Source organism: Enterobacter sp. JBIWA003 (genome assembly GCF_019968825.1).
Lineage (GTDB): Bacteria > Pseudomonadota > Gammaproteobacteria > Enterobacterales > Enterobacteriaceae > Enterobacter > Enterobacter quasiroggenkampii.
This window is the reverse complement of sequence record NZ_CP074170.1, coordinates 3289364-3310038: the sequence shown is the minus strand read 5'-3', so window position 1 is coordinate 3310038 and position 20675 is coordinate 3289364. Positions and strand designations below refer to the sequence as shown.

General features: G+C 57.1%; 18 protein-coding genes. 12 read left to right on the top strand and 6 right to left on the bottom strand.

What is annotated here, in order from left to right:
• Positions 1 to 155: 155 nt before the first annotated feature.
• The 5 genes from bglX to KGP25_RS15885 all read left to right on the top strand — a co-directional run bounded on the left by bglX (position 156) and on the right by KGP25_RS15885 (position 6352).
• Positions 156 to 2453: a beta-glucosidase BglX gene (bglX, locus tag KGP25_RS15905; RefSeq protein WP_223539273.1), complete on the top strand. Its 2298-nt coding sequence runs from the start codon at positions 156 to 158 to the stop codon at positions 2451 to 2453.
• Positions 2454 to 2600: 147 nt separating this feature from the next.
• A complete protein-coding gene (locus KGP25_RS15900) occupies positions 2601 to 3518 on the top strand; it encodes an ABC transporter substrate-binding protein (protein ID WP_223539272.1) in 918 nt (305 codons plus the stop codon).
• Between the two features lie 12 nt (positions 3519 to 3530).
• Positions 3531 to 4688 (top strand): ABC transporter permease, encoded by a 1158-nt coding sequence (locus KGP25_RS15895; RefSeq protein ID WP_048028246.1) that lies wholly within the window; start codon positions 3531 to 3533, stop codon positions 4686 to 4688.
• On the top strand, positions 4681 to 5631 hold the full coding sequence (locus tag KGP25_RS15890) for an ABC transporter ATP-binding protein (RefSeq protein WP_223539271.1): 951 nt from the start codon (positions 4681 to 4683) through the stop codon (positions 5629 to 5631). The genes KGP25_RS15895 and KGP25_RS15890 overlap by 8 nt, the downstream gene beginning before the upstream one ends.
• A complete protein-coding gene (locus KGP25_RS15885) occupies positions 5615 to 6352 on the top strand; it encodes an ABC transporter permease (protein WP_045908661.1) in 738 nt (245 codons plus the stop codon). Before KGP25_RS15890 ends, KGP25_RS15885 begins: the two co-directional genes overlap by 17 nt.
• Here the strand turns inward: KGP25_RS15885 and KGP25_RS15880 are convergent.
• Positions 6327 to 6440, bottom strand: a complete 114-nt coding sequence (locus KGP25_RS15880) for a protein YohO (RefSeq protein WP_008500895.1) — start codon at positions 6438 to 6440, stop codon at positions 6327 to 6329. The genes KGP25_RS15885 and KGP25_RS15880 overlap by 26 nt on opposite strands.
• 69 nt (positions 6441 to 6509) lie before the next feature.
• Positions 6510 to 7250, bottom strand: coding sequence for an HTH-type transcriptional regulator MlrA (mlrA, locus tag KGP25_RS15875; protein ID WP_048224086.1), 741 nt, complete (start codon positions 7248 to 7250; stop codon positions 6510 to 6512).
• 217 nt (positions 7251 to 7467) lie between these two features.
• Between mlrA and KGP25_RS15870 the strand changes: the two genes are divergently transcribed.
• Genes KGP25_RS15870 through KGP25_RS15860 form a run of 3 tightly spaced genes read left to right on the top strand, consistent with a single transcriptional unit; the run spans position 7468 to position 10383 of the window.
• Complete coding sequence (locus KGP25_RS15870) at positions 7468 to 9153, top strand: sensor histidine kinase (RefSeq protein ID WP_024908145.1); 1686 nt, start codon at positions 7468 to 7470, stop codon at positions 9151 to 9153.
• Positions 9147 to 9866: a two-component system response regulator BtsR gene (btsR, locus tag KGP25_RS15865; protein ID WP_045908659.1), complete on the top strand. Its 720-nt coding sequence runs from the start codon at positions 9147 to 9149 to the stop codon at positions 9864 to 9866. The genes KGP25_RS15870 and btsR overlap by 7 nt, the downstream gene beginning before the upstream one ends.
• Before the next feature lie 46 nt (positions 9867 to 9912).
• A complete protein-coding gene (locus KGP25_RS15860) occupies positions 9913 to 10383 on the top strand; it encodes a DUF1456 family protein (protein ID WP_111967531.1) in 471 nt (156 codons plus the stop codon).
• Positions 10384 to 10493: 110 nt separating this feature from the next.
• Here KGP25_RS15860 and metG read toward each other — a convergent pair whose 3' ends face one another.
• Positions 10494 to 12527 carry a methionine--tRNA ligase gene (metG, locus tag KGP25_RS15855; protein ID WP_223539270.1) on the bottom strand — a complete coding sequence of 678 codons (2034 nt, stop codon included), beginning with the start codon at positions 12525 to 12527 and terminating at the stop codon, positions 10494 to 10496.
• Between the two features lie 137 nt (positions 12528 to 12664).
• On the opposite strand from metG, the gene apbC reads away from it, so the two are divergent.
• Positions 12665 to 13774 (top strand): iron-sulfur cluster carrier protein ApbC, encoded by a 1110-nt coding sequence (gene apbC, locus KGP25_RS15850; RefSeq protein ID WP_223539269.1) that lies wholly within the window; start codon positions 12665 to 12667, stop codon positions 13772 to 13774.
• Positions 13775 to 13869: 95 nt separating this feature from the next.
• On the opposite strand, the gene KGP25_RS15845 is transcribed toward apbC, so the two are convergent.
• A complete protein-coding gene (locus tag KGP25_RS15845) occupies positions 13870 to 14349 on the bottom strand; it encodes a GNAT family N-acetyltransferase (RefSeq protein ID WP_045908655.1) in 480 nt (159 codons plus the stop codon).
• A complete protein-coding gene (locus KGP25_RS15840) occupies positions 14300 to 14632 on the bottom strand; it encodes an RcnB family protein (protein ID WP_008500887.1) in 333 nt (110 codons plus the stop codon). The genes KGP25_RS15845 and KGP25_RS15840 overlap by 50 nt, the downstream gene beginning before the upstream one ends.
• A 488-nt stretch (positions 14633 to 15120) precedes the next feature.
• Between KGP25_RS15840 and KGP25_RS15835 the strand changes: the two genes are divergently transcribed.
• The 3 genes from KGP25_RS15835 (at position 15121) to KGP25_RS15820 (ending at position 19168) form a co-directional block, all read left to right on the top strand.
• Complete coding sequence (locus tag KGP25_RS15835; RefSeq protein WP_223539268.1) at positions 15121 to 16260, top strand: polysaccharide export protein; 1140 nt, start codon at positions 15121 to 15123, stop codon at positions 16258 to 16260.
• Positions 16261 to 16395: 135 nt separating this feature from the next.
• On the top strand, positions 16396 to 18576 hold the full coding sequence (locus KGP25_RS15825; RefSeq protein WP_223539267.1) for a polysaccharide biosynthesis tyrosine autokinase: 2181 nt from the start codon (positions 16396 to 16398) through the stop codon (positions 18574 to 18576).
• A 76-nt stretch (positions 18577 to 18652) separates the two neighbouring features.
• The gene (locus tag KGP25_RS15820; protein WP_223539266.1) at positions 18653 to 19168 is read left to right on the top strand and encodes a protein disulfide oxidoreductase; all 516 of its coding nucleotides are present in this window, start codon (positions 18653 to 18655) and stop codon (positions 19166 to 19168) included.
• 36 nt (positions 19169 to 19204) lie between these two features.
• Here KGP25_RS15820 and KGP25_RS15815 read toward each other — a convergent pair whose 3' ends face one another.
• Positions 19205 to 20671, bottom strand: coding sequence for an aspartate aminotransferase family protein (locus tag KGP25_RS15815; protein ID WP_045908652.1), 1467 nt, complete (start codon positions 20669 to 20671; stop codon positions 19205 to 19207).
• Positions 20672 to 20675 lie beyond the last annotated feature (4 nt).

The following is a 20675-nucleotide window of genomic DNA, read 5'->3' as shown; positions in this document are numbered from 1 at the left end:
GTAAAGCATAGCGCGATTAACTGTTAAGCGGTCGAGTATTCACGAGAAAAATCAGAGAATAACCCTGCAACGATCGGAGGGTTTGTGGCACACTGCGCTTTTCGCACGGTATGGCCGAGATCGTCCGGCGGTTATTGATGAGAGAGTAAAACGACATGAAATGGCTATGTTCTGTAGGTGTCGCCGTCAGCCTGGCGCTGCAACCTGCGCTGGCAGAGGATTTGTTTGGCAATCACCCGCTCACGCCTGAAGCGCGGGATGCGTTTGTCACGGAATTGCTCAAGAAAATGACGGTCGATGAGAAAATCGGCCAGCTGCGTCTGATCAGCGTCGGCCCGGATAACCCGAAAGAGGCCATCCGCGAGATGATCAAAGACGGGCAGGTAGGGGCCATCTTTAATACCGTCACCCGCCAGGATATCCGCAAGATGCAGGACCAGGTGATGGATCTCAGCCGCCTGAAAATTCCGCTGTTCTTTGCCTATGACGTGGTGCACGGCCAGCGTACCGTCTTCCCCATCAGCCTCGGCTTAGCCTCCTCCTTTAACCTCGACGCGGTGAAAACCGTCGGGCGCGTGTCGGCTTATGAAGCGGCGGACGACGGCCTGAACATGACCTGGGCGCCTATGGTGGACGTCTCGCGCGATCCTCGCTGGGGCCGCGGCTCGGAAGGCTTTGGTGAAGATACGTATTTAACCTCCACGATGGGTAAAACCATGGTGGAAGCGATGCAGGGCAAAAGCCCGGCGGACCGCTACTCGGTGATGACCAGCGTCAAGCACTTTGCGGCCTACGGCGCGGTGGAGGGCGGTAAAGAGTACAACACCGTCGACATGAGCCCGCAGCGCCTGTTCAACGACTATATGCCGCCGTACAAGGCCGGTCTGGATGCGGGCAGCGGCGCGGTGATGGTGGCGCTGAACTCGCTGAACGGCACGCCTGCGACCTCTGATTCCTGGCTGCTGAAAGACGTGCTGCGCGACCAGTGGGGCTTTAAGGGCATCACCGTTTCCGACCACGGCGCGATTAAAGAGCTGATCAAACACGGTACCGCCTCCGATCCGGAAGACGCGGTGCGCGTGGCGCTCAAGTCCGGCATCAACATGAGCATGAGCGACGAGTATTACAGCAAATACCTGCCGGGGCTGGTGAAGAGCGGCAAGGTGACGATGGCGGAGCTGGACGATGCCACCCGTCACGTGCTGAACGTGAAATACGACATGGGGCTGTTTAACGATCCGTACAGCCACCTGGGTCCGAAAGAGTCTGACCCGGCAGATACCAATGCTGAAAGCCGCCTGCACCGCAAAGAAGCGCGTGAAGTGGCGCGCGAAAGCCTGGTGCTGCTGAAAAACCGCCTCGACACGCTGCCGCTGAAAAAATCCGGCACCATTGCCGTGGTGGGGCCGCTGGCCGACAGCAAGCGCGACGTGATGGGCAGCTGGTCTGCCGCGGGCGTGGCTGACCAGTCCGTGACCGTGCTGACCGGTATCAAGAGTGCCGTCGGTGAAAACGCCAAAGTGGTTTACGCCAAAGGGGCGAACGTCACCAACGATAAAGACATCGTCACCTTCCTTAACCAGTATGAAGAAGCGGTGAAGGTCGATCCGCGCACGCCGAAGGAGATGATTGACGAGGCGGTGAACGCCGCGAAGCAGTCTGACGTCGTTGTCGCGGTCGTGGGGGAAGCGCAGGGTATGGCGCACGAAGCCTCCAGCCGTACCGATATCACCATTCCACAGAGCCAGCGCGATCTGATCGCCGCCCTGAAAGCCACCGGCAAGCCGCTGGTGCTGGTGCTGATGAACGGTCGTCCGCTGGCGCTGGTGAAAGAAGACCAGCAGGCTGACGCCATTCTGGAAACCTGGTTCGCCGGTACCGAAGGCGGTAACGCCATCGCCGACGTGCTGTTTGGCGATTACAACCCGTCGGGCAAGCTGCCGATGTCCTTCCCGCGCTCCGTCGGGCAGATCCCGGTCTACTACAGCCACCTGAATACCGGTCGCCCGTACAACGCCGACAAGCCGAACAAGTACACCTCTCGTTACTTCGACGAAGCTAACGGCCCGCTGTATCCGTTTGGTTACGGCCTGAGCTACACCACCTTCAAGGTTTCTGACGTCAAAATGTCGTCGCCGAGCCTGAAGCGTGACGGCAACGTCACCGCCAGCGTTGAGGTGACCAACACCGGCAAGCGCGAAGGGGCAACGGTGATTCAGATGTACGTTCAGGATGTCACCGCGTCGATGAGCCGTCCGGTGAAACAGCTGCGCGGTTTTGAGAAGGTCAACCTGAAGCCGGGGGAAACCAAAACCATCAGCTTCCCGATCGACGTGGATGCGCTGAAGTTCTGGAACCAGCAGATGAAATATGATGCGGAACCGGGCAAGTTTAACGTCTTTATCGGCGTGGACTCCGCCCGCGTGAATAAAGGCGAGTTCGAACTGCTGTAACCTTTCCCTCCTTTGCCTCCCCCCGTCCTGCGGGGGAGGCGTCTTACCTTATGCTAAAAAGGCATTTTGACGGTTAATTCCGCCGTTTTAAGCTACGCTTTTCTCTCAAGCCTCTGAAAAAGGCAGCAAAAAAATGAGGATAGCGGAATGACGATTGCAAAGGGGATGTTGGGATCTGCGGTGTTACTGGCGGCGCTGAGCCTGCCGTTACAGGCGGCGGAGCTGGTAAAGGTGGGCTCAAAGATCGATACCGAAGGCGCGCTGCTCGGCAATATTATTTTGCAGGTGCTGGAAAGTCACGGCGTGAAAACGGTCAATAAAGTCCAGCTCGGCACCACGCCCGTTGTGCGCGGCGCAATTACCTCCGGCGAGCTGGATATCTACCCGGAATACACCGGCAACGGCGCATTCTTCTTCAAAGATGAAAACGATCCGGCCTGGAAAAACGCCAAAGCCGGGTATGAGAAAGTCAAAAAACTCGACGCGGAACAGAACAAACTGGTCTGGCTGACCCCGGCGCCGGCCAACAATACCTGGACTATCGCCGTGCGCAAGGACGTGGCGGAGAAAGGGAAGCTGACTACCCTGGCGGATCTCAGCCGCTACCTGAAAGAGAAGGGCGACTTTAAGCTGGCGGCGTCCGCGGAGTTTATCGAGCGTCCTGATGCGCTCCCGGCGTTCGAAAAAGCCTACGACTTCAAGCTCGACCAGGCTCAGCTGCTCTCGCTGGCGGGCGGAGATACCGCGGTGACCATCAAAGCGGCGGCACAGCAAACCTCCGGCGTTAACGCGGCAATGGCCTACGGCACCGACGGCCCGGTGGCGGCGCTTGGCCTGCAAACCCTGACCGATCCAAAAGGCGTACAGCCGATTTACGCGCCGACCCCCGTGGTGCGCGAGGCGGTGCTAAAAGCGTACCCGGACATCGCAGAATGGCTCAAACCGGTTTTCGAAAAGCTGGATGAAAAAACGCTGCAGCAGCTGAATGCCAGCATTGCCGTCGAGGGGCTGGATGCCAAAAAAGTGGCCGCCGACTTCCTGAAGCAACAAGGGCTTGTGAAGTAACGGGAAAAGGCTGTGCCAATAAAATGTCATAACCGCGTCCTGCTGCTGCTGGCCTGTGTGGCCATCGCAGCGGTCGCGTTACCGTTTGTCAACGTTGCCCCAAACCGCCTGATGTCGGGGGAGGGCAAAGCACTCTGGCAGGTCTGGTCGTTTACGCCGGGGTGGCTTGTGGCGTCGCTGGGCGCGTGGGTGATCCTGTCGCTCTGGCAGGGACGCCCGGCGCAGTGGCTGACGCTGTTCCTCTCTGAAGGGCTGTTTATCCTCCTGTTCTGGAGCGCCGGGCTGGCGGCGACGCATATGGCCTCGGCGGAAAGTCCGCTGGCGAGAACCACTATCGGCAGCGGCCTGTGGCTGTGGCTGGCGCTGTGTCTGCTGGCCTGCAGCGATGCCATTCGTCGACTCATCGCCAGCGCCGTCTGGCGCTGGGTGCTCAATGCGCAGATATGGTGTATTCCTTTACTCCTGCTGTTCAGCGGGGAACTGAACAACCTCTCGCTGTTAAAAGAGTACGCCAACCGTCAGGAGGTGTTTGATGATGCCCTCGCGCAGCACCTGACGATCCTCTTCGGTACGCTCGTTCCGGCGCTGCTGGTTGGGATCCCCCTTGGCATGTGGTGCTATCGCCATCCTTCACGCCAGGGCGGGGTTTTTGCCGTGCTCAACGTTATCCAGACCATTCCTTCCGTTGCGCTGTTTGGCCTGCTGATTGCGCCGCTGGCCGGGCTGGTGAAGTCATTCCCGGTGCTCGGAACGCTCGGTGTTGCCGGGACGGGGCTAACGCCCGCCCTTATCGCGCTGGTGCTGTATGCCCTGCTGCCGCTGGTGCGCGGCGTGGTCGCAGGTTTAGGCCAGGTCGCACCTGACGTGCTGGAAAGCGCCCATGCGATGGGAATGAGCGCGCGGCAGTGTTTCTGGAAAATTCAGCTCCCGCTGGCGCTGCCCCTGCTGCTGCGTAGCCTGCGGGTGGTGGCGGTCCAGACCGTCGGCATGGCGGTGATTGCGGCGCTGATTGGCGCGGGTGGCTTTGGCGCACTGGTGTTCCAGGGGCTGCTGAGCAGTGCCCTGGATCTGGTGTTATTGGGCGTAGTGCCCACGATTGCGCTGGCGGTGGTCGTCGACGCACTGTTTGCCTTATGGCTCGCGCTGCTCGGGAGAAGAGCCAATGATTGAATTTCATGATGTCAGTAAAATCTTTGCCGGTCGCCCGGCGGCGAGCCACCTGAACCTGAACTTTGCCGAGGGGGCGTTTTCCGTGCTGATTGGCACCTCGGGGTCGGGCAAGTCCACCACGCTGAAGATGATCAACCGGCTGGTTGAGCATGACAGCGGGCTGATTCGCTTTGCCGGGGAAGAGATCCGCAGCCTGCCGGTGCTGGAGCTGCGTCGTCGGATGGGCTATGCCATACAGTCTATCGGCCTGTTTCCGCACTGGACGGTGGCGCAGAACATCGCCACCGTGCTGCAGCTGGAAAAATGGTCGCGGGCGAAAATCGCCGATCGTGTTGATGAGCTGATGTCTCTGCTGGGGTTAGAGCCCGCGCTGCGCGATCGCTATCCGCACCAGCTTTCCGGCGGGCAGCAGCAGCGCGTGGGCGTGGCGCGCGCGCTGGCGGCCAACCCGCAGGTGTTGCTGATGGACGAACCCTTTGGCGCGCTGGATCCGGTTACGCGCGGGGCGCTGCAGGCGGAGATGACCCGCATTCATCGCATTCTCGGACGCACGATCGTACTCGTGACGCACGATATTGATGAAGCCCTGCGCCTGGCTGACCATCTGGTGCTGATGGATCATGGCGAAGTGGTGCAGCAGGGCTCGCCGCTTGAGCTGTTAACCTGGCCGAAGAACGACTTTGTGCGCGAGTTTTTTGGCCGCAGCGAGCTGGGCGTCAGGCTGCTCTCCCTGCGAACGGTCAGCGACTATATGCGTCGGGAGGCGGTGCCGGTGAGCGGCGAACCGCTGCAGGCGCAGATGAGCCTGCGGGATGCGCTCTCCGCGTTTGTCGCGCGCCAGTGCGAGGTATTGCCCGTTTCGGATGCCCGGGGCGCACCGTGCGGTACCTTGCACTTTCGCGATCTGCTGGCCGGGGAGGTGACGCGTGAAGGCACTGCGTGATCCGCTCCTCTGGCTGGTAGCGCTCTTTGTCGCTTTACTGTTTCTGATGCCCCACAGCGCGGCGCTGTTTAACAGCCTCTTTCCCGGACTGCCGCGGCCGGTGTATCAGCAGGAGAGCTTCATTAATCTCGCCCTGGCGCATCTCTGGCTGGTGGCGCTCTCAAGCGCCATCGCGGTTGTGCTGGGCGTGGGGGCGGGCATCGCGGTCACGCGGCCTGCGGGCCGGGAGTTTCGTCCGCTGGTGGAGACGATTGCGGCCATCGGACAGACGTTTCCGCCCGTGGCGGTGCTGGCGATAGCGGTTCCGGTGATGGGTTTTGGCCAACAGCCTGCCATCATTGCGCTGATTTTATACGGCGTATTGCCGGTTCTGCAGGGCACGCTGGCGGGCATCGCGGCGGTACCTGCGTCCGTGCTGAGCGTGGCGGAAGGGATGGGGATGAGTCGCGGCCAGCGGCTGCGTAAGGTTGAACTGCCGCTTGCGGCACCGGTTATCATTGCCGGGATCCGCACGTCGGTCATCATTAACATCGGGACGGCGACCATTGCGTCGACGGTCGGTGCTAATACGCTGGGAACGCCGATCATTATCGGCTTAAGCGGGTTTAATACGGCTTATATTGTGCAGGGAGCGGTGCTGGTCGCGCTGGCGGCAATCGTCGTCGATCGCGCTTTTGAGCGGCTCGCGCTGTACCTCAGCCGACACCGCCGCGAACAATAAACGAGTACCCTGCCAGCATTACGCCGCCGATGCCGCTTACGGCCATCAGGACAAAAAGGGTAATAATGGCCAGTTTGGTTGCCTTCATCATGTGCTCCTGTTGTTAACGGAACAATTATACGGTGAAGCGCAGCTGTTAATGAACCATTAAATGCCGTTATGGCTCATCCGGGCCAAGGGAATAAACCGGGTAACCATTCTCACGCCATTCCGTCAGCAGCTGTTGCTGCGTGGCGGACGGCACTTCGCCACACCAGACCAGCAGGGTCTGGCCGTCGAAAAACTCAGGTCTGAGCTGCGCCAGCGAGTGCGCCAGGACATCCACGCGCCAGCCCTTCTGGGTGGCTATCCACGCTTCCAGCCACAGGCGGGTGGTATCGTGCACGTTCCAGCCCACCACCAGCGCATCTTTGCCGGCTTTGTTCTTCGCCGAGGCAAGGCAGACGGCAATGTAGTTGATCAGCACCCCGTCGAGCATGCTGAGCAGCGCCTGTAGGGTAGACTGCTGGCACTGCAGGCGTCGACGGAGCGGAATGAAAAGATGGGAGATCAGCGTCTGTGCCGGGTAATCGCGGCCCTGCTCTTTTATCCATGCGCGCAGGCGCTGCAGGTTGCCCGCCTGCAGGAGCCGCAGCAGGGTTTCCTGTTGTTCGCGCCAGAGATGCTGCGTATCCGGGTCGTCGTGGCTCAGAAGGGACTTCACTTTGCCGACCTGCACGCCGTTGTCGATCCAGCTCTTAATCTCGCGGATGCGGTCGATATCGGCCTCATTGAAAAGGCGATGACCACCGTCCGTTCTCTGCGGTTTGAGTAATCCATACCGTCGCTGCCACGCCCGTAGGGTAACGGGATTGATATCACAAAGGAGTGCCACTTCACCTATCGTGTAAAGCGCCATATTCGCCCCCTGGCTTACGCGTCCCCAGCTTAACTGTAGACCCACTTTTCCGAACCAGGAAGGATTGGTTGATTTTTGAACAAACAATGCGAAGCATGCGCGATATTCAGAAAAAGGTGTGATAACGGACACGATTTTGCGCTTTTATGGGATGCTTCAAAGAAAGTTAAGCCGCATCCGTGTATGTTACGCGTTTTTAGCGTGTGCGGTTTTGAGTATGTACGAGTTTAATCTGGTGCTGCTGTTGCTTCAGCAGATGTGCGTGTTTCTGGTCATTGCCTGGCTGATGAGTAAAACGCGCCTGTTTATTCCGCTGATGCAGGTCACCGTACGTCTGCCGCATAAGCTGCTCTGCTACGTCACCTTCTCTATTTTCTGCATCATGGGGACTTATTTTGGTCTCCATATCGAAGACTCTATTGCCAACACGCGCGCGATTGGCGCGGTGATGGGCGGGCTGCTGGGCGGTCCCGTCGTCGGTGGCCTTGTCGGTTTAACCGGGGGGCTGCATCGCTATTCCATGGGCGGGATGACGGCCCTGAGTTGTATGATCTCCACGATTGTGGAAGGTCTGCTTGGCGGCCTGGTTCACAGCTACATGATTAAACGCGGCCGCCCGGATAAAGTCTTCAGCCCGCTCACCGCCGGTGCCATTACCTTTGTGGCCGAAATGGCGCAGATGGCGATCATTCTGCTGATTGCCCGTCCGTTTGAGGATGCGCTGCACCTGGTCAGCAGCATAGCCGCTCCGATGATGGTGACCAACACCGTGGGCGCGGCGCTGTTTATGCGCATTCTGCTCGACAAGCGCGCCATGTTTGAGAAGTACACCTCGGCCTTTTCCGCCACGGCGCTGAAGGTTGCCGCCTCGACCGAAGGGATCCTGCGCCAGGGCTTTAACGAAGAGAACAGCATGAAGGTGGCGCAGGTGCTCTACAAGGAGCTGGATATCGGCGCGGTGGCCATCACCGACCGCGAGCGGTTGCTGGCCTTTACCGGCACCGGTGACGATCACCATCTGCCGGGCAAACCGATCTCCTCAGCCTACACGCTGCGCGCCATTGAAACCGGCGAGGTGGTGTATGCCGACGGTAACGAAGTGCCTTACCGCTGTTCGCTGCATCCGCAGTGCAAGCTGGGCTCCACGCTGGTGATTCCGCTGCGCGGCGAGAATCAGCGGGTGATGGGCACTATCAAGCTGTATGAGGCGAAAAACCGTCTGTTCAGCTCGATCAACCGCACGCTGGGGGAGGGGATCGCCCAGCTGCTGTCCGCGCAAATCCTCGCCGGACAGTATGAGCGGCAGAAAGCCCTGCTGACGCAGTCTGAGATCAAACTGCTGCATGCCCAGGTCAATCCGCATTTCCTGTTCAACGCCCTCAATACGCTTAAAGCGGTGATCCGCCGCGACAGCGATCAGGCCGCCCAACTGGTGCAGTTTCTGTCGACCTTTTTCCGTAAAAATCTGAAACGTCCGTCTGAGATCGTCACCCTCGCCGATGAGATTGAGCACGTGAATGCCTATCTGCAGATTGAACAGGCGCGTTTCCAGTCGCGTCTGCAGGTGTCGCTCTCCGTACCGGATGAGCTGGCGTATCAGCATCTTCCGGCCTTTACCCTGCAGCCGATTGTGGAAAACGCCATCAAACACGGTACGTCACAGCTGCTGGGAACAGGGGAGATAACCATTGCCGCCAGCCGTTTCAACCATCACCTGGTGCTGGATATTGAAGATAATGCCGGGCTTTATCAGCCTTCCGCCTCCGGCGGTTTAGGGATGAGCCTGGTGGATAAACGCCTGCGTGCCCATTTTGGCGATGACTGTGGCATTACCGTCGCCTGCGAGCCCGACCGATTTACCCGTATTACCGTACGACTGCCGCTGGAGGAAAACGCATGTTAAGAGTGCTGATTGTGGATGACGAGCCGCTGGCACGGGAAAACCTGCGCGTTCTGCTGCAGGAGCAGCCGGATATTGAGATTGTGGGAGAGTGCGCGAACGCCATTGAGGCCATCGGCGCGGTGCACAAACTGCGCCCGGACGTGCTGTTCCTCGATATTCAGATGCCCCGCATCAGCGGGCTGGAGATGGTCGGCATGCTCGATCCGGAACATCGTCCCTACATCGTATTTCTGACGGCGTTTGATGAATATGCCGTTAAGGCTTTTGAGGAGCACGCGTTTGACTATCTGCTCAAGCCGATTGAAGAGAAGCGCCTTGAAAAAACGCTCACCCGTTTACGCCAGGAGCGCACGGCCCAGGACGTCACGCTGCTGCCGGAAAACCAGCAGCCGCTGAAGTTTATCCCCTGCACCGGGCACAGCCGGATTTATCTTCTGCAGATGGATGATGTGGCCTTTGTCAGCAGCCGTCTGAGCGGGGTGTTTGTCACCAGCGCGGAAGGGAACGAAGGGTTTACCGAGCTGACCCTGCGCACGCTGGAGAGCCGCACGCCGCTGATTCGCTGTCACCGTCAGTACCTGGTGAATATGGCGCATCTGAAGGAGATCCGCCTGGAAGATAACGGCCAGGCCGAGCTGGTGCTGCGTGCCGGACAAACGGTACCCGTCAGCCGTCGCTACCTGAAGAGTTTGAAAGAGGCGATTGGGCTGTAAAGCTGGTACACTGCGCGCCATTGCATCATCGACATTCGAAGGCTCTATGCTAAGTAACGATATTCTTCGTAGCCTGCGCTACACCCTGAAAGCGAACAATAACGACATGGTGCGCATTCTTGCGCTGTCCGATATGGAATCCACGTCTGCGAGTTTTGAGACGTGGATGACCAAAGAAGACGAAGAGGGCTTTGTCCGCTGCCCTGACATCATTCTGTCGGGTTTCCTGAACGGCCTGATTTACGATAAGCGTGGCAAAGATCCGGCCGCACCAGAGCTGGCGCTGGAGCGTCGCGTGAACAACAACACGGTGCTGAAAAAGCTGCGTATCGCGTTCTCGCTGAAAACGGACGATATCGTGGCGATCATGACCGAGCAAAAATTTCGCGTATCCGTGCCGGAAGTGACCGCCATGATGCGCGCGCCGGATCATAAAAACTACCGCGAGTGCGGCGACCAGTTTCTGCGTAATTTCCTGCGCGGGCTGACCCACCGGGTGCATCACCCGAAGGCGTGATATTTAGCCGGGTGGCGGCTTCACCTTACCCGGCCTACAAAACCCGTAGGCCCGTGCAGGCGTAGCGCCGCCGGGCAAAAAAAAGCCGGAGATAATCTCCGGCTTTTTTGTTATTTCACCTGCTGACCCGGCTTCGCGCCTTCGTCAGGGCTTAACAGGAAGATATCTTTCCCGCCAGGGCCTGCAGCCATCACCATCCCCTCAGAGATGCCGAAGCGCATTTTACGCGGCGCCAGGTTGGCGACCATCACGGTCTGACGGCCGATCAGCACCTGCGGATCCGGGTAAGCAGAGCGGATCCCGGAGAAGACGTTGCGCTTCTCGCCGCCCAGATCCAGCGTCAGGCGCAGCAGCTTGTCAGAGCCTTCCACGAACTCCGCGTTTTCAATCAGCGCCACGCGCAGGTCGACTTTGGCGAAATCATCGAAGGTAATGGTTTCCTGAATCGGGTCGTCTGCCAGCGGGCCGGTGACCGGTGCCGCTGCTGCCTTCACCTCTTCTTTAGAGGCTTCCACCAGGGCTTCAACCTGCTTCATCTCGATGCGGTTGTACAGCGCTTTGAAGGTGTTGACCTTGTGGCCGAGCAGCGGCTGCTGGATAGCATCCCAGGTCAGTTCCGTGTTCAGGAACGCTTCAGCACGGGCTGCCAGCTGCGGCAGAACCGGCTTCAGCCAGGTCATCAGCACGCGGAACATGTTCAGACCCATGGTGCAGATCGCCTGCAGGTCGGCGTCACGGCCTTCCTGTTTCGCGACCACCCACGGGGCCTGCTCGTCCACATAGCGGTTGGCAACATCGGCCAGCGCCATGATTTCGCGAATCGCTTTACCGAATTCACGGCTTTCCCAGGCTTCGCCAACCGCAGCGGCGGCATCGGTGAAGGTTTTATACAGCGCCGGATCGGCCAGTTCGGCAGAAAGCACGCCATCAAAACGCTTGGCGATGAAGCCCGCGTTACGTGACGCCAGGTTCACCACCTTGTTGACGATGTCCGCGTTCACGCGCTGCACGAAATCTTCCAGGTTCAGGTCGATATCGTCGATGCGGGAAGAGAGCTTCGCGGTGTAGTAGTAGCGCAGGCTGTCCGCGTCGAAGTGGTTCAGCCAGGTGCTGGCCTTGATGAACGTCCCGCGGGACTTGGACATCTTGGCGCCGTTCACCGTCACGTAGCCGTGAACAAACAGGTTGGTTGGCTTGCGGAAGTTGCTGCCTTCCAGCATGGCCGGCCAGAACAGGCTGTGGAAGTAAACGATGTCTTTACCGATGAAGTGGTACAGCTCGGTAGTGGAATCTTTCTTCCAGTAATCGTCGAAGCTTACGGTATCGCCACGCTTGTCGCACAGGTTCTTAAAGGAGCCCATGTAGCCGATTGGCGCGTCCAGCCAGACGTAGAAGTATTTACCCGGTGCGTTCGGGATTTCGAAGCCGAAATACGGCGCATCGCGGGAGATATCCCACTGCTGCAGACCGGATTCGAACCACTCCTGCATCTTGTTCGCCACCTGCTCCTGCAGCGCGCCGCTGCGGGTCCACGCCTGCAGCATTTCGCTGAAGGACGGCAGGTCGAAGAAGAAGTGCTCGGAGTCACGCATCACAGGCGTGGCGCCGGAAACCACGGATTTCGGCTCGATAAGCTCGGTCGGGCTGTAGGTTGCGCCGCACACTTCGCAGTTATCGCCGTACTGATCCGGGGATTTACATTTCGGACAGGTGCCTTTGACGAAGCGGTCCGGCAGGAACATGCCTTTTTCCGGATCGTACAGCTGAGAGATGGTGCGGTTTTTAATAAAACCGTTCTCTTTCAGACGGGTGTAGATCAGCTCCGACAGCTCGCGGTTTTCGTCGCTGTGCGTGGAGTGATAGTTGTCATAGCTGATGTCAAAGCCAGCAAAATCGGTCTGATGCTCCTGACTCATTTCGGCAATCATCTGCTCCGGGGAGATCCCCAGCTGCTGCGCTTTCAGCATGATCGGCGTGCCGTGGGCATCGTCCGCACAGATGAAGTTAACCTCGTGGCCGCGCATTCGCTGGTAACGGACCCAGACATCAGCCTGGATATGCTCCAGCATGTGGCCGAGGTGGATTGAGCCGTTGGCGTACGGCAGTGCGCACGTTACCAGAATTTTCTTCGCGACTTGAGTCATAGTAGGCATTACTTCTTTTAACTGTGAAAAGGGTTTTTGATATTACCAAAAGGGGCATTATTAAGTAAGCACAAACCACGGCCTTTCAGGTAAACTTGTTCATCTAAGGTCTTATTCACAAGAACAAAGGAGTCGGGATGAGTTCTCAATCCCAGGCCAAATCACCGGAAGCCTTACGAGCAATGGTCGCCGGGACGCTGGCTAACTTTCAGCATCCAACCCTGAAGCATAATCTCACTACGCTGAAAGCGTTACACCACGTTGCCTGGCTGGATGATACGCTGCACATTGAGCTGCAGATGCCGTTCGTCTGGACCAGCGCCTTTGACGCGCTGAAAGAGCAGACCAGCTCTGAGCTGCTGCGCATGACCGGCGCGAAGGCGATCGACTGGAAGCTGAGCCACAGCATTGCCACGCTGAAACGCGTGAAAAACCAGCCTGGCGTGAACGGCGTGAAAAACATCATTGCCGTGAGCTCGGGCAAAGGCGGGGTGGGAAAATCCTCTACCGCCGTAAACCTGGCGCTGGCGCTGGCAGCGGAAGGGGCAAAGGTCGGTATTCTGGATGCCGACATCTACGGTCCGTCTATTCCAAATATGCTGGGCGCGGAAAACCAGCGTCCAACCTCACCGGACGGCACCCACATGGCGCCAATCATGGCGCACGGTCTGGCGACCAACTCCATCGGTTACCTGGTGACTGACGATAACGCCATGGTCTGGCGCGGCCCGATGGCCAGCAAAGCGCTGCTGCAGATGCTGCAGGAGACGATGTGGCCGGATCTGGATTATCTGGTTCTGGACATGCCGCCGGGCACCGGTGATATTCAGCTCACGCTGGCGCAAAACATTCCGGTGACGGGAGCCGTTGTGGTGACCACGCCGCAGGATATCGCGCTGATCGACGCCAAAAAAGGCATCGTGATGTTCGAGAAGGTGGAAGTGCCGGTGCTCGGTATCGTGGAGAACATGAGCATGCACATCTGCAGCAACTGCGGTCACCACGAACCTATCTTTGGTACGGGTGGCGCAGAAAAACTGGCCGCGAAGTATCACACCCAACTGCTGGGACAGATGCCGCTGCACATTACCCTGCGCGAAGATCTGGATAGCGGCAAGCCGACGGTGGTCAGCCGTCCGGACAGCGAATTTGCAGAGATGTATCGTCAGCTGGCGGGTCGCATTGCGGCGCAGCTTTACTGGCAGGGCGAAGTGATCCCGGGCGAAATCGCGTTCCGCGCGGTGTAACGCCTTCGCGTTGAATTGCCGGGTGGCGCTTCGCTTACCCGGCCTACAAGTGGCACTATCACGTAGGTCGGGTAAGGCGAAGCAGCCACCCGACTTTAACCCAACCGATAGTGCATCAAATAATACTCTCCCTCCGGAGAATCACCCGTCGCCTCAATGTGCCAGCCGTGCCGCTGGTAAAACGCGACAGCCCGCGCATTCTTCACCAGACACTTAAGCGAACCCGTACTGGTAAACGTCTTCTGCACCTGTTCCAGGAGCATTTTCCCGACGCCGTGGCTTTGATACTGCGGGTCAACAAAGAGGTTGTGCAGAAAATTATCGTTCGTCCAGACGGAAGCAAAACCCAGTCGATGGCCGTTCTGCGTGGCAACCCAAATCACTTCGTCACGGGTGGCCGCGTCAAAGTCTTCAAGCTGCCAGTCTGAACTGTCCAGCCATGGCCAGGCTTCACGCCGGGCGTGGAGGAAGAGCGTGCGCAGGAAAGGGCGATCGCTTTCCTGCCAGGGGCGGATCAGGATGGTATTAGCGGTGATAGAAAATATCTCCATTATAGGCTTTGTAGATTTTGCCATCCGCATCGCCAATCAGCACGTAATTCTCGCCCATGTAGGTCCAGTGGGTTCCGGCATCCGGCGCCGGCAGATTACGCAGCTGGTACTGTTTGATGGTGTACTCCGGCGTTTGATACTGCGCCGGCGCCGTGTCGCCAATCTTGAATTTCGTGAAGTCAGCGATGAACTCTTGTTCTTCATAGGCCTTGATGCCGGAGGGTGCAGCGGCCGTTTGCGGGGCAGAGAATGCAGATCCCGCCAGAGACAGTAATACACCCAGAAGCAGCAGTTTACGCTTAGCCATTTTTTCTCCAGTGATATCGTTACAGATACTTTTCGTCTGCGGGTCGTGCAAAGCGAAGCAGACAGTCCATTTTAAGTATCAACGCAGGGTATGTTTGAAAAAAAATGTAACAAAAGTGGACGGTTTTGTGTAGCCCAATTGCGTGATGTTTATCAGTGTCGGGAATATTGCCAGTGTCTTATATTTTTAATATTTATCATTTCATTTATTAATTCTGAAAATAACTTTTCATATCAAAGTTAGAAAGCGATGCGAATGCTTTCCGCCTGAAGAGCATTTAATATCGCCTTCGAGTGCAGCGTGCTTACCGCCATTTTTTTAACAAGACCAGGCAAAGGCTCTGCTTTTTAGAAAGCGGGTGAAGTGCGTTTTATAATGCCAGCAATTTCACTCCGGGAAAGAGTAATCAATTAAATTTCATGATGTTAGCTTAAGTCTTTTTACAGGCTTGACGATAAACGCAACGTTGAAAAGAAATATTTATATTAATGAAAAGTACAACTGCATTTTCGCTCTTATTTCTGAGTATGAGTCAGTTAACGGGGTGTATGTTTTCACCAGGCCTGGACTTAACTGTGTCCGGGAAGAACGTTATTTCGCCGGAAGAGGCAAATTATCAGCTCGAAAAGCGCGTGGAAATATTTCCCCTGACGCCGGAACTGATTGAAAAACTGCGTCCGCCCGTGTCGAAATCTCAGGCAAATCCTAATCTGGATGCGCAGGTCAAACGCTGGGAATACCGTATTGGTACGGGTGACATCCTGACGGTCACCGTCTGGGATCACCCTGAATTAACGACGCCGGCAGGACAATATCGTAGCGCGAGCGATGCCGGCAACTGGGTTAACGCCGACGGCACGCTCTTTTATCCCTATGTCGGTAAACTGCGGGTAGCAGGAAAAACGGTTTCACAGGTACGCGACGAGATTACGGCTCGACTGGATAACGTTATTGAGAGCCCGCAGGTGGACGTCAGCATTGCCGCCTTCCGTTCACAAAAAGCCTACGTCACCGGTGAGGTGGAAAAATCAGGGCAACAACCGATAACCAATATTCCGCTGACGGTAATGGACGCGGTTAACGCTGCGGGTGGACTCTCGGCGGATGCCGACTGGCGGAACGTCGTGCTCACACATAATGGACAGGACGCGCACCTTTCCCTCTATGCCCTGATGCAGCATGGCGATTTGACCCAAAATAAGCTGCTTTATCCTGGCGATATCCTGTTTGTGCCCCGGAACGACGCGCTGAAGGTATTCGTGATGGGGGAAGTGATTAAACAGAGCACGCTTAAGATGGATCGTAGCGGCATGACGCTGGCCGAAGCCCTGGGGAATGCCGGGGGGCTTAACCAAAATATGGCCGATGCAACCGGCATTTTTGTTATTCGGCAGGTATCGAAAAAAGGCGACACCAACAAAATTGCCAATATCTATCAGCTGAATGCGGAAGATGCGTCAGCCATGGTGCTGGGTACGGAATTTCAGCTTGAGCCGTATGACATTGTCTATGTCACCACGGCACCGCTATCACGCTGGAATCGCGTGATCTCCCAACTGGTACCCACCATCAGCGGCGTACATGACCTGACCGAAACCGTTCGTAACATCAGAGCGTGGCCGCAGTAATGTTCCCTTCAATCTTAGTGGTCTGCACCGGCAATATGTGCCGCTCACCGATTGGTGAGCGGCCATTTTCGGGCAATCAGGAAAAGCCCGTCAGGAATGGGCCTGCCGTTTAAGTTAACAAGGAATGAAGCCGTAATGTCGTCTTCTCAATCAGACAAATATCGTGCTGCGACGCCGCAGAATAACGAAATGGATCTTATTCAGCTGCTTGCTGAGATGTTCGATCACCGGGTAACGATCGCGTGTGTGACACTTCTGTTTACGGTGTGTGCGGGGATCTACGCATTCAGCGCCACGCCAGTTTATCAGGCTGATGCCCTGGTGCAGGTCGAAGCGAAGCAGGGCAACGCGCTGCTCAAGAACCTGACGTCGTTCAGGCCCGATCTTTCACCCGATGTCGCCCCAGAACTTTTACTCCTCAAGTCACGGATGGTCCTCGGCGAGACCGTTGATCAATTAGGGTTGACCTACGAGGTTAGCCAGCGCATGTTCCCCGTTATCGGGGCGCTTTGGCAGCACGTGCAGGGCCGCAAACCGGCGGAAATAACGATTGGCTCGCTGAATATTCCTCTTGTGGAAGGTGAGCCCCAAACGCTTTTACTCACCGTTCAGGAGCAGGGGCGATATCGTCTTGAGGGGAAAACACTTGAAGCAGAGGGCGTTGTCGGAAAAGCGCTGGTTAAAGAGGGCGTATCGCTTCTGGTGACATCCATCAGTGCGGTACCGGGAACGCAATTTACCCTCAACACCGTGACCAGGCTTGACGCGATCAACGCCCTTCAGAGCAGACTTACGATTGCCGAGTCGGCGAAACAGAGCGGTATGATCGCCTTAACGCTAACGGGCGACGATCCCGACAAGACCGCCACGATACTTAATTCGATTGCTGAACATTTTCTCAGCCAGAACATTGCGCGCCAGGAGGCTAAAGATTCCCGCAGCCTCGCGTTCTTACAGGATCAGTTACCTAAAATCAGTCTCGAACTGAATGAAGCCGAGGCACGACTGAATGCTTACCGAGAGCAGCGCGATTCGGTCGATTTATCTCTTGAGGCAAAGTCGGTGCTTGATCAGGTGGTTAACGTGGAAAATCAGCTTAACGAGCTTATATTTCGCGAAGCAGAAGTCTCTCAGCTGTTCAAAAAAGATCATCCGACCTACCGTGCTTTACGGGAGAAGAAACAAACCCTTGAACGGGAGCGCGCACGCCTGAATAGCCGCGTGTCATCCATGCCTTCCACGCAGCAGGAAATATTACGTTTGAGTCGTGACGTTGAATCCGGGCGTACCGTGTACATGCAGTTGCTGACGCGTCAGCAAGAGCTGAGCATCTCGCGCTCCAGCGCGATCGGGAACGTGCGGATCATTGACCCGGCCATGACGCAGCCTGCTCCGGTTGAACCGCGCATAGCACTCATTATCGTGTTTGGTATGCTGATGGGGTTGATACTTTCTGCCGGAACGGTTTTAGTGCGTTCAGCCTTTAAGCGGGGCATTACGTCGTCAGAACAACTGGATGAGCTCGGAATGCCGCTGCTGGTGACGCTTCCGCGCTCGGCATGGTTATGGAAAAAAACGCACCTGCGCAGGAGAAACCTGTTTACTTCCCACTGGAAGCACAAGATAGCCAACGTGCCTTTTCTGCCCATCGATCGTCCGGCTGATTCGTTTGTCGAGGCGATACGCGGGCTGCGCACCAGTTTGCATTTTACCATGATGGATGCCACAAACCGGATTGTCGTGGTGTCTGGCCCCACGCAGGACTGCGGAAAGACGCTGGTCAGTTCTTCGCTGGCGTCGATTCTGGCGCAGGCCGGACAGCGGGTGCTGTTTATTGATGCGGATATGCGCAAGGGCTATGTCCACAACGTGTTCAGGCTGAATAATCAGCGGGGATTGTCCAGCGTGCTCGACGGAACGGTCGAGTGGCAGGAGGCGGTTCAACGCTTCGAAAAAGGCGGTTTTGATGTACTGACCTGCGGACCTCAACCTGCCCATCCCGTCGATCTGCTCATGAGTGAATGCCTTCAGGGGATAATGTCGCAGATTGAAAAGCGATATGACATGGTGATTATCGACACTCCGCCTGTGCTTGCCGTCACGGATGCTTTGCTGATAGCCAGAGCCGCCGCCACCACGCTGCTGGTCGCCCGCTTTGGTAAAACCAGCGTTAAAGAGATCGAGACCAGCCTTAAGCGTATGGAACGGATGGGCGTGCAGGTGAGTGGCACGATCCTCAATGACATAGTGAAATCTGCCGCGCTCTATTACAACTCGGGGTACAGCTATTACGATTACGGCTATAGCCCGGAGTAACCCTGGCGCGACACTTCTTTACAGCGTGATGGCGTATTGCCCGCTAAGATGACCTCCGTTAAAACATGAGGTCACAATGGATAACCGCAAAATCAATCGACTGCGCCGCTGGGCGCGGGAAGGGATAATACTCGTTCTGCTGACGCTGGCCGTGGTGTGGGGTGTGGATCAATACCGAAAACCGACACTCCCCGCCAGTTTTAGTGCAACGCCGATGACGAGTATTGACGGCAACATTCACGATATTGCGGCGCTCAGCCAGGATCGCCCGCTGCTGATCTACGTCTGGGCGACCTGGTGCAGCATTTGCCGCTACACGACGCCTGCGGTTAATCAACTGGCAGAAGAGGGCGGGAACGTGGTGAGTATCGCCATGCGTTCCGGTGACAACGCAAAGCTTGAGCGCTGGGTTGATAAGAAACAGCTGAAAATGCCGGTGATTAACGATGCAAACGGTGCTTTGTCGCAGCAGTGGCAGGTGAGCGTCACGCCAACGCTGGTGGTTGTGTCGAAGGGGAACGTGGTCAGTACCACAACGGGCTGGACGAGCTACTGGGGATTAAAATTAAGGATGTGGTGGGCAGGCGTATAAAAATAACCCCTCTCCCGGCGGAAGAGGGGTTTTGTATTACTTGGCCAGAACTTCCTGCGCGGTACGCTCAACCAGAGACAGCAGGATTTTAATATCTTCCAGCGTCACGGTTGGGTTCAGCAGCGTCAGCTTCAGGCAGGTCACGCCGTTATGCTCGGTCACACCGACGTTTGCACGGCCGGATTCCAGCAGTGCGTCACCAATTTTCTGGTTCAGCAGGGCGATACCTGCTTCATCCGTCTGCACCTGTCCGCGGAAGCGGAACAGCACGCTTGCCAGCTGCGGCTGCATAACCAGTTCCAGCGCAGGCTGCGATTTCACGTAGGCCGCAACCTGCTGTGCCAGGGTCACGCCGTGATCGATGATCGCCGCGTATTGCTCCTGACCCAGCGCTTCCAGGCTCATCCACAGCTTCAGCGCGTCGAAACGACGGGTGGTCTGCAGAGATTTGGAGACCAGGTTAGGCACGCCTGCTTCTTCGTCGAACTCAGAGTTCAGGTAAGCCGCCTGGTAGCGCATCAGCTCATAGTGGCGCGCTTCTTTCAGCAGGAACGCGCCGCAGCTGATGGTCTGGAAGAACTGTTTGTGGAAGTCCAGGGTCACGGAATCCACCAGCTCAATGCCGTCCAGGTAGTGACGATACTGCTCAGACATCAGCAGCGCGCCGCCCCAGGCCGCATCAACGTGTACCCAGATGTTCTGCTTCGCCGCCAGCTCTGCAATCGCACGCAGCGGGTCGATAGCACCGGCATCGGTGGTACCTGCCGTCGCGACGATCGCCAGAATCTGCTCGCCGTTCGCATTGCACTGCTCAATTTTCGCCGCCAGATCGGTCAGATCCATGCGGGAGAATTCGTCCGTTTTCACCTGCACTACGGACTGGTAGCCCAGGCCCATCAGCGCCATGTTTTTCTGCACGGAGAAGTGCGCGTTTTCGGAGCACAGTACGCGGATCTTACGCAGATCGCCCACAAGGCCGTCCTGCTGAACGGAGTGACCCTGACGCGCAAAGAACGCATCGCGCGCCAGCATCAGGCCCATCAGGTTGCTCTGGGTTCCGCCGCTGGTGAAGACACCGGCGTCGCCAGCCTGATAACCCACGCGGGTACGCAGCCACTCGATCAGTTTGATCTCAATGATGGTTGCGGACGGGCTTTGATCCCAGGAGTCCATACTCTGGTTAGTGGCGTTGATCAGCACTTCCGCCGCCTGGCTTACGACCAGGCTTGGGCAGTGCAGGTGCGCCACACACTGCGGGTGATGAACGGACAGGCTGTCTTTCAGGAAGAACTCGACGGCGCGTTCAATCGCCGCTTCGTTGCCCAGCCCTTTCGGGTTGAAATCCAGCTTAATACGGTCGCGCAGTTCCGCGACCGTTTTGCCCTGGTACATCTCAGGCTGTTTCAGCCACTGCATCACAGCCTGAGTGCTTTGTTCAATCGCCTGCTGGTAAGCTTCAATGCTCTGCGCAGAGGAGAACAAAATTGGGTTTGAATCAGACATCGTA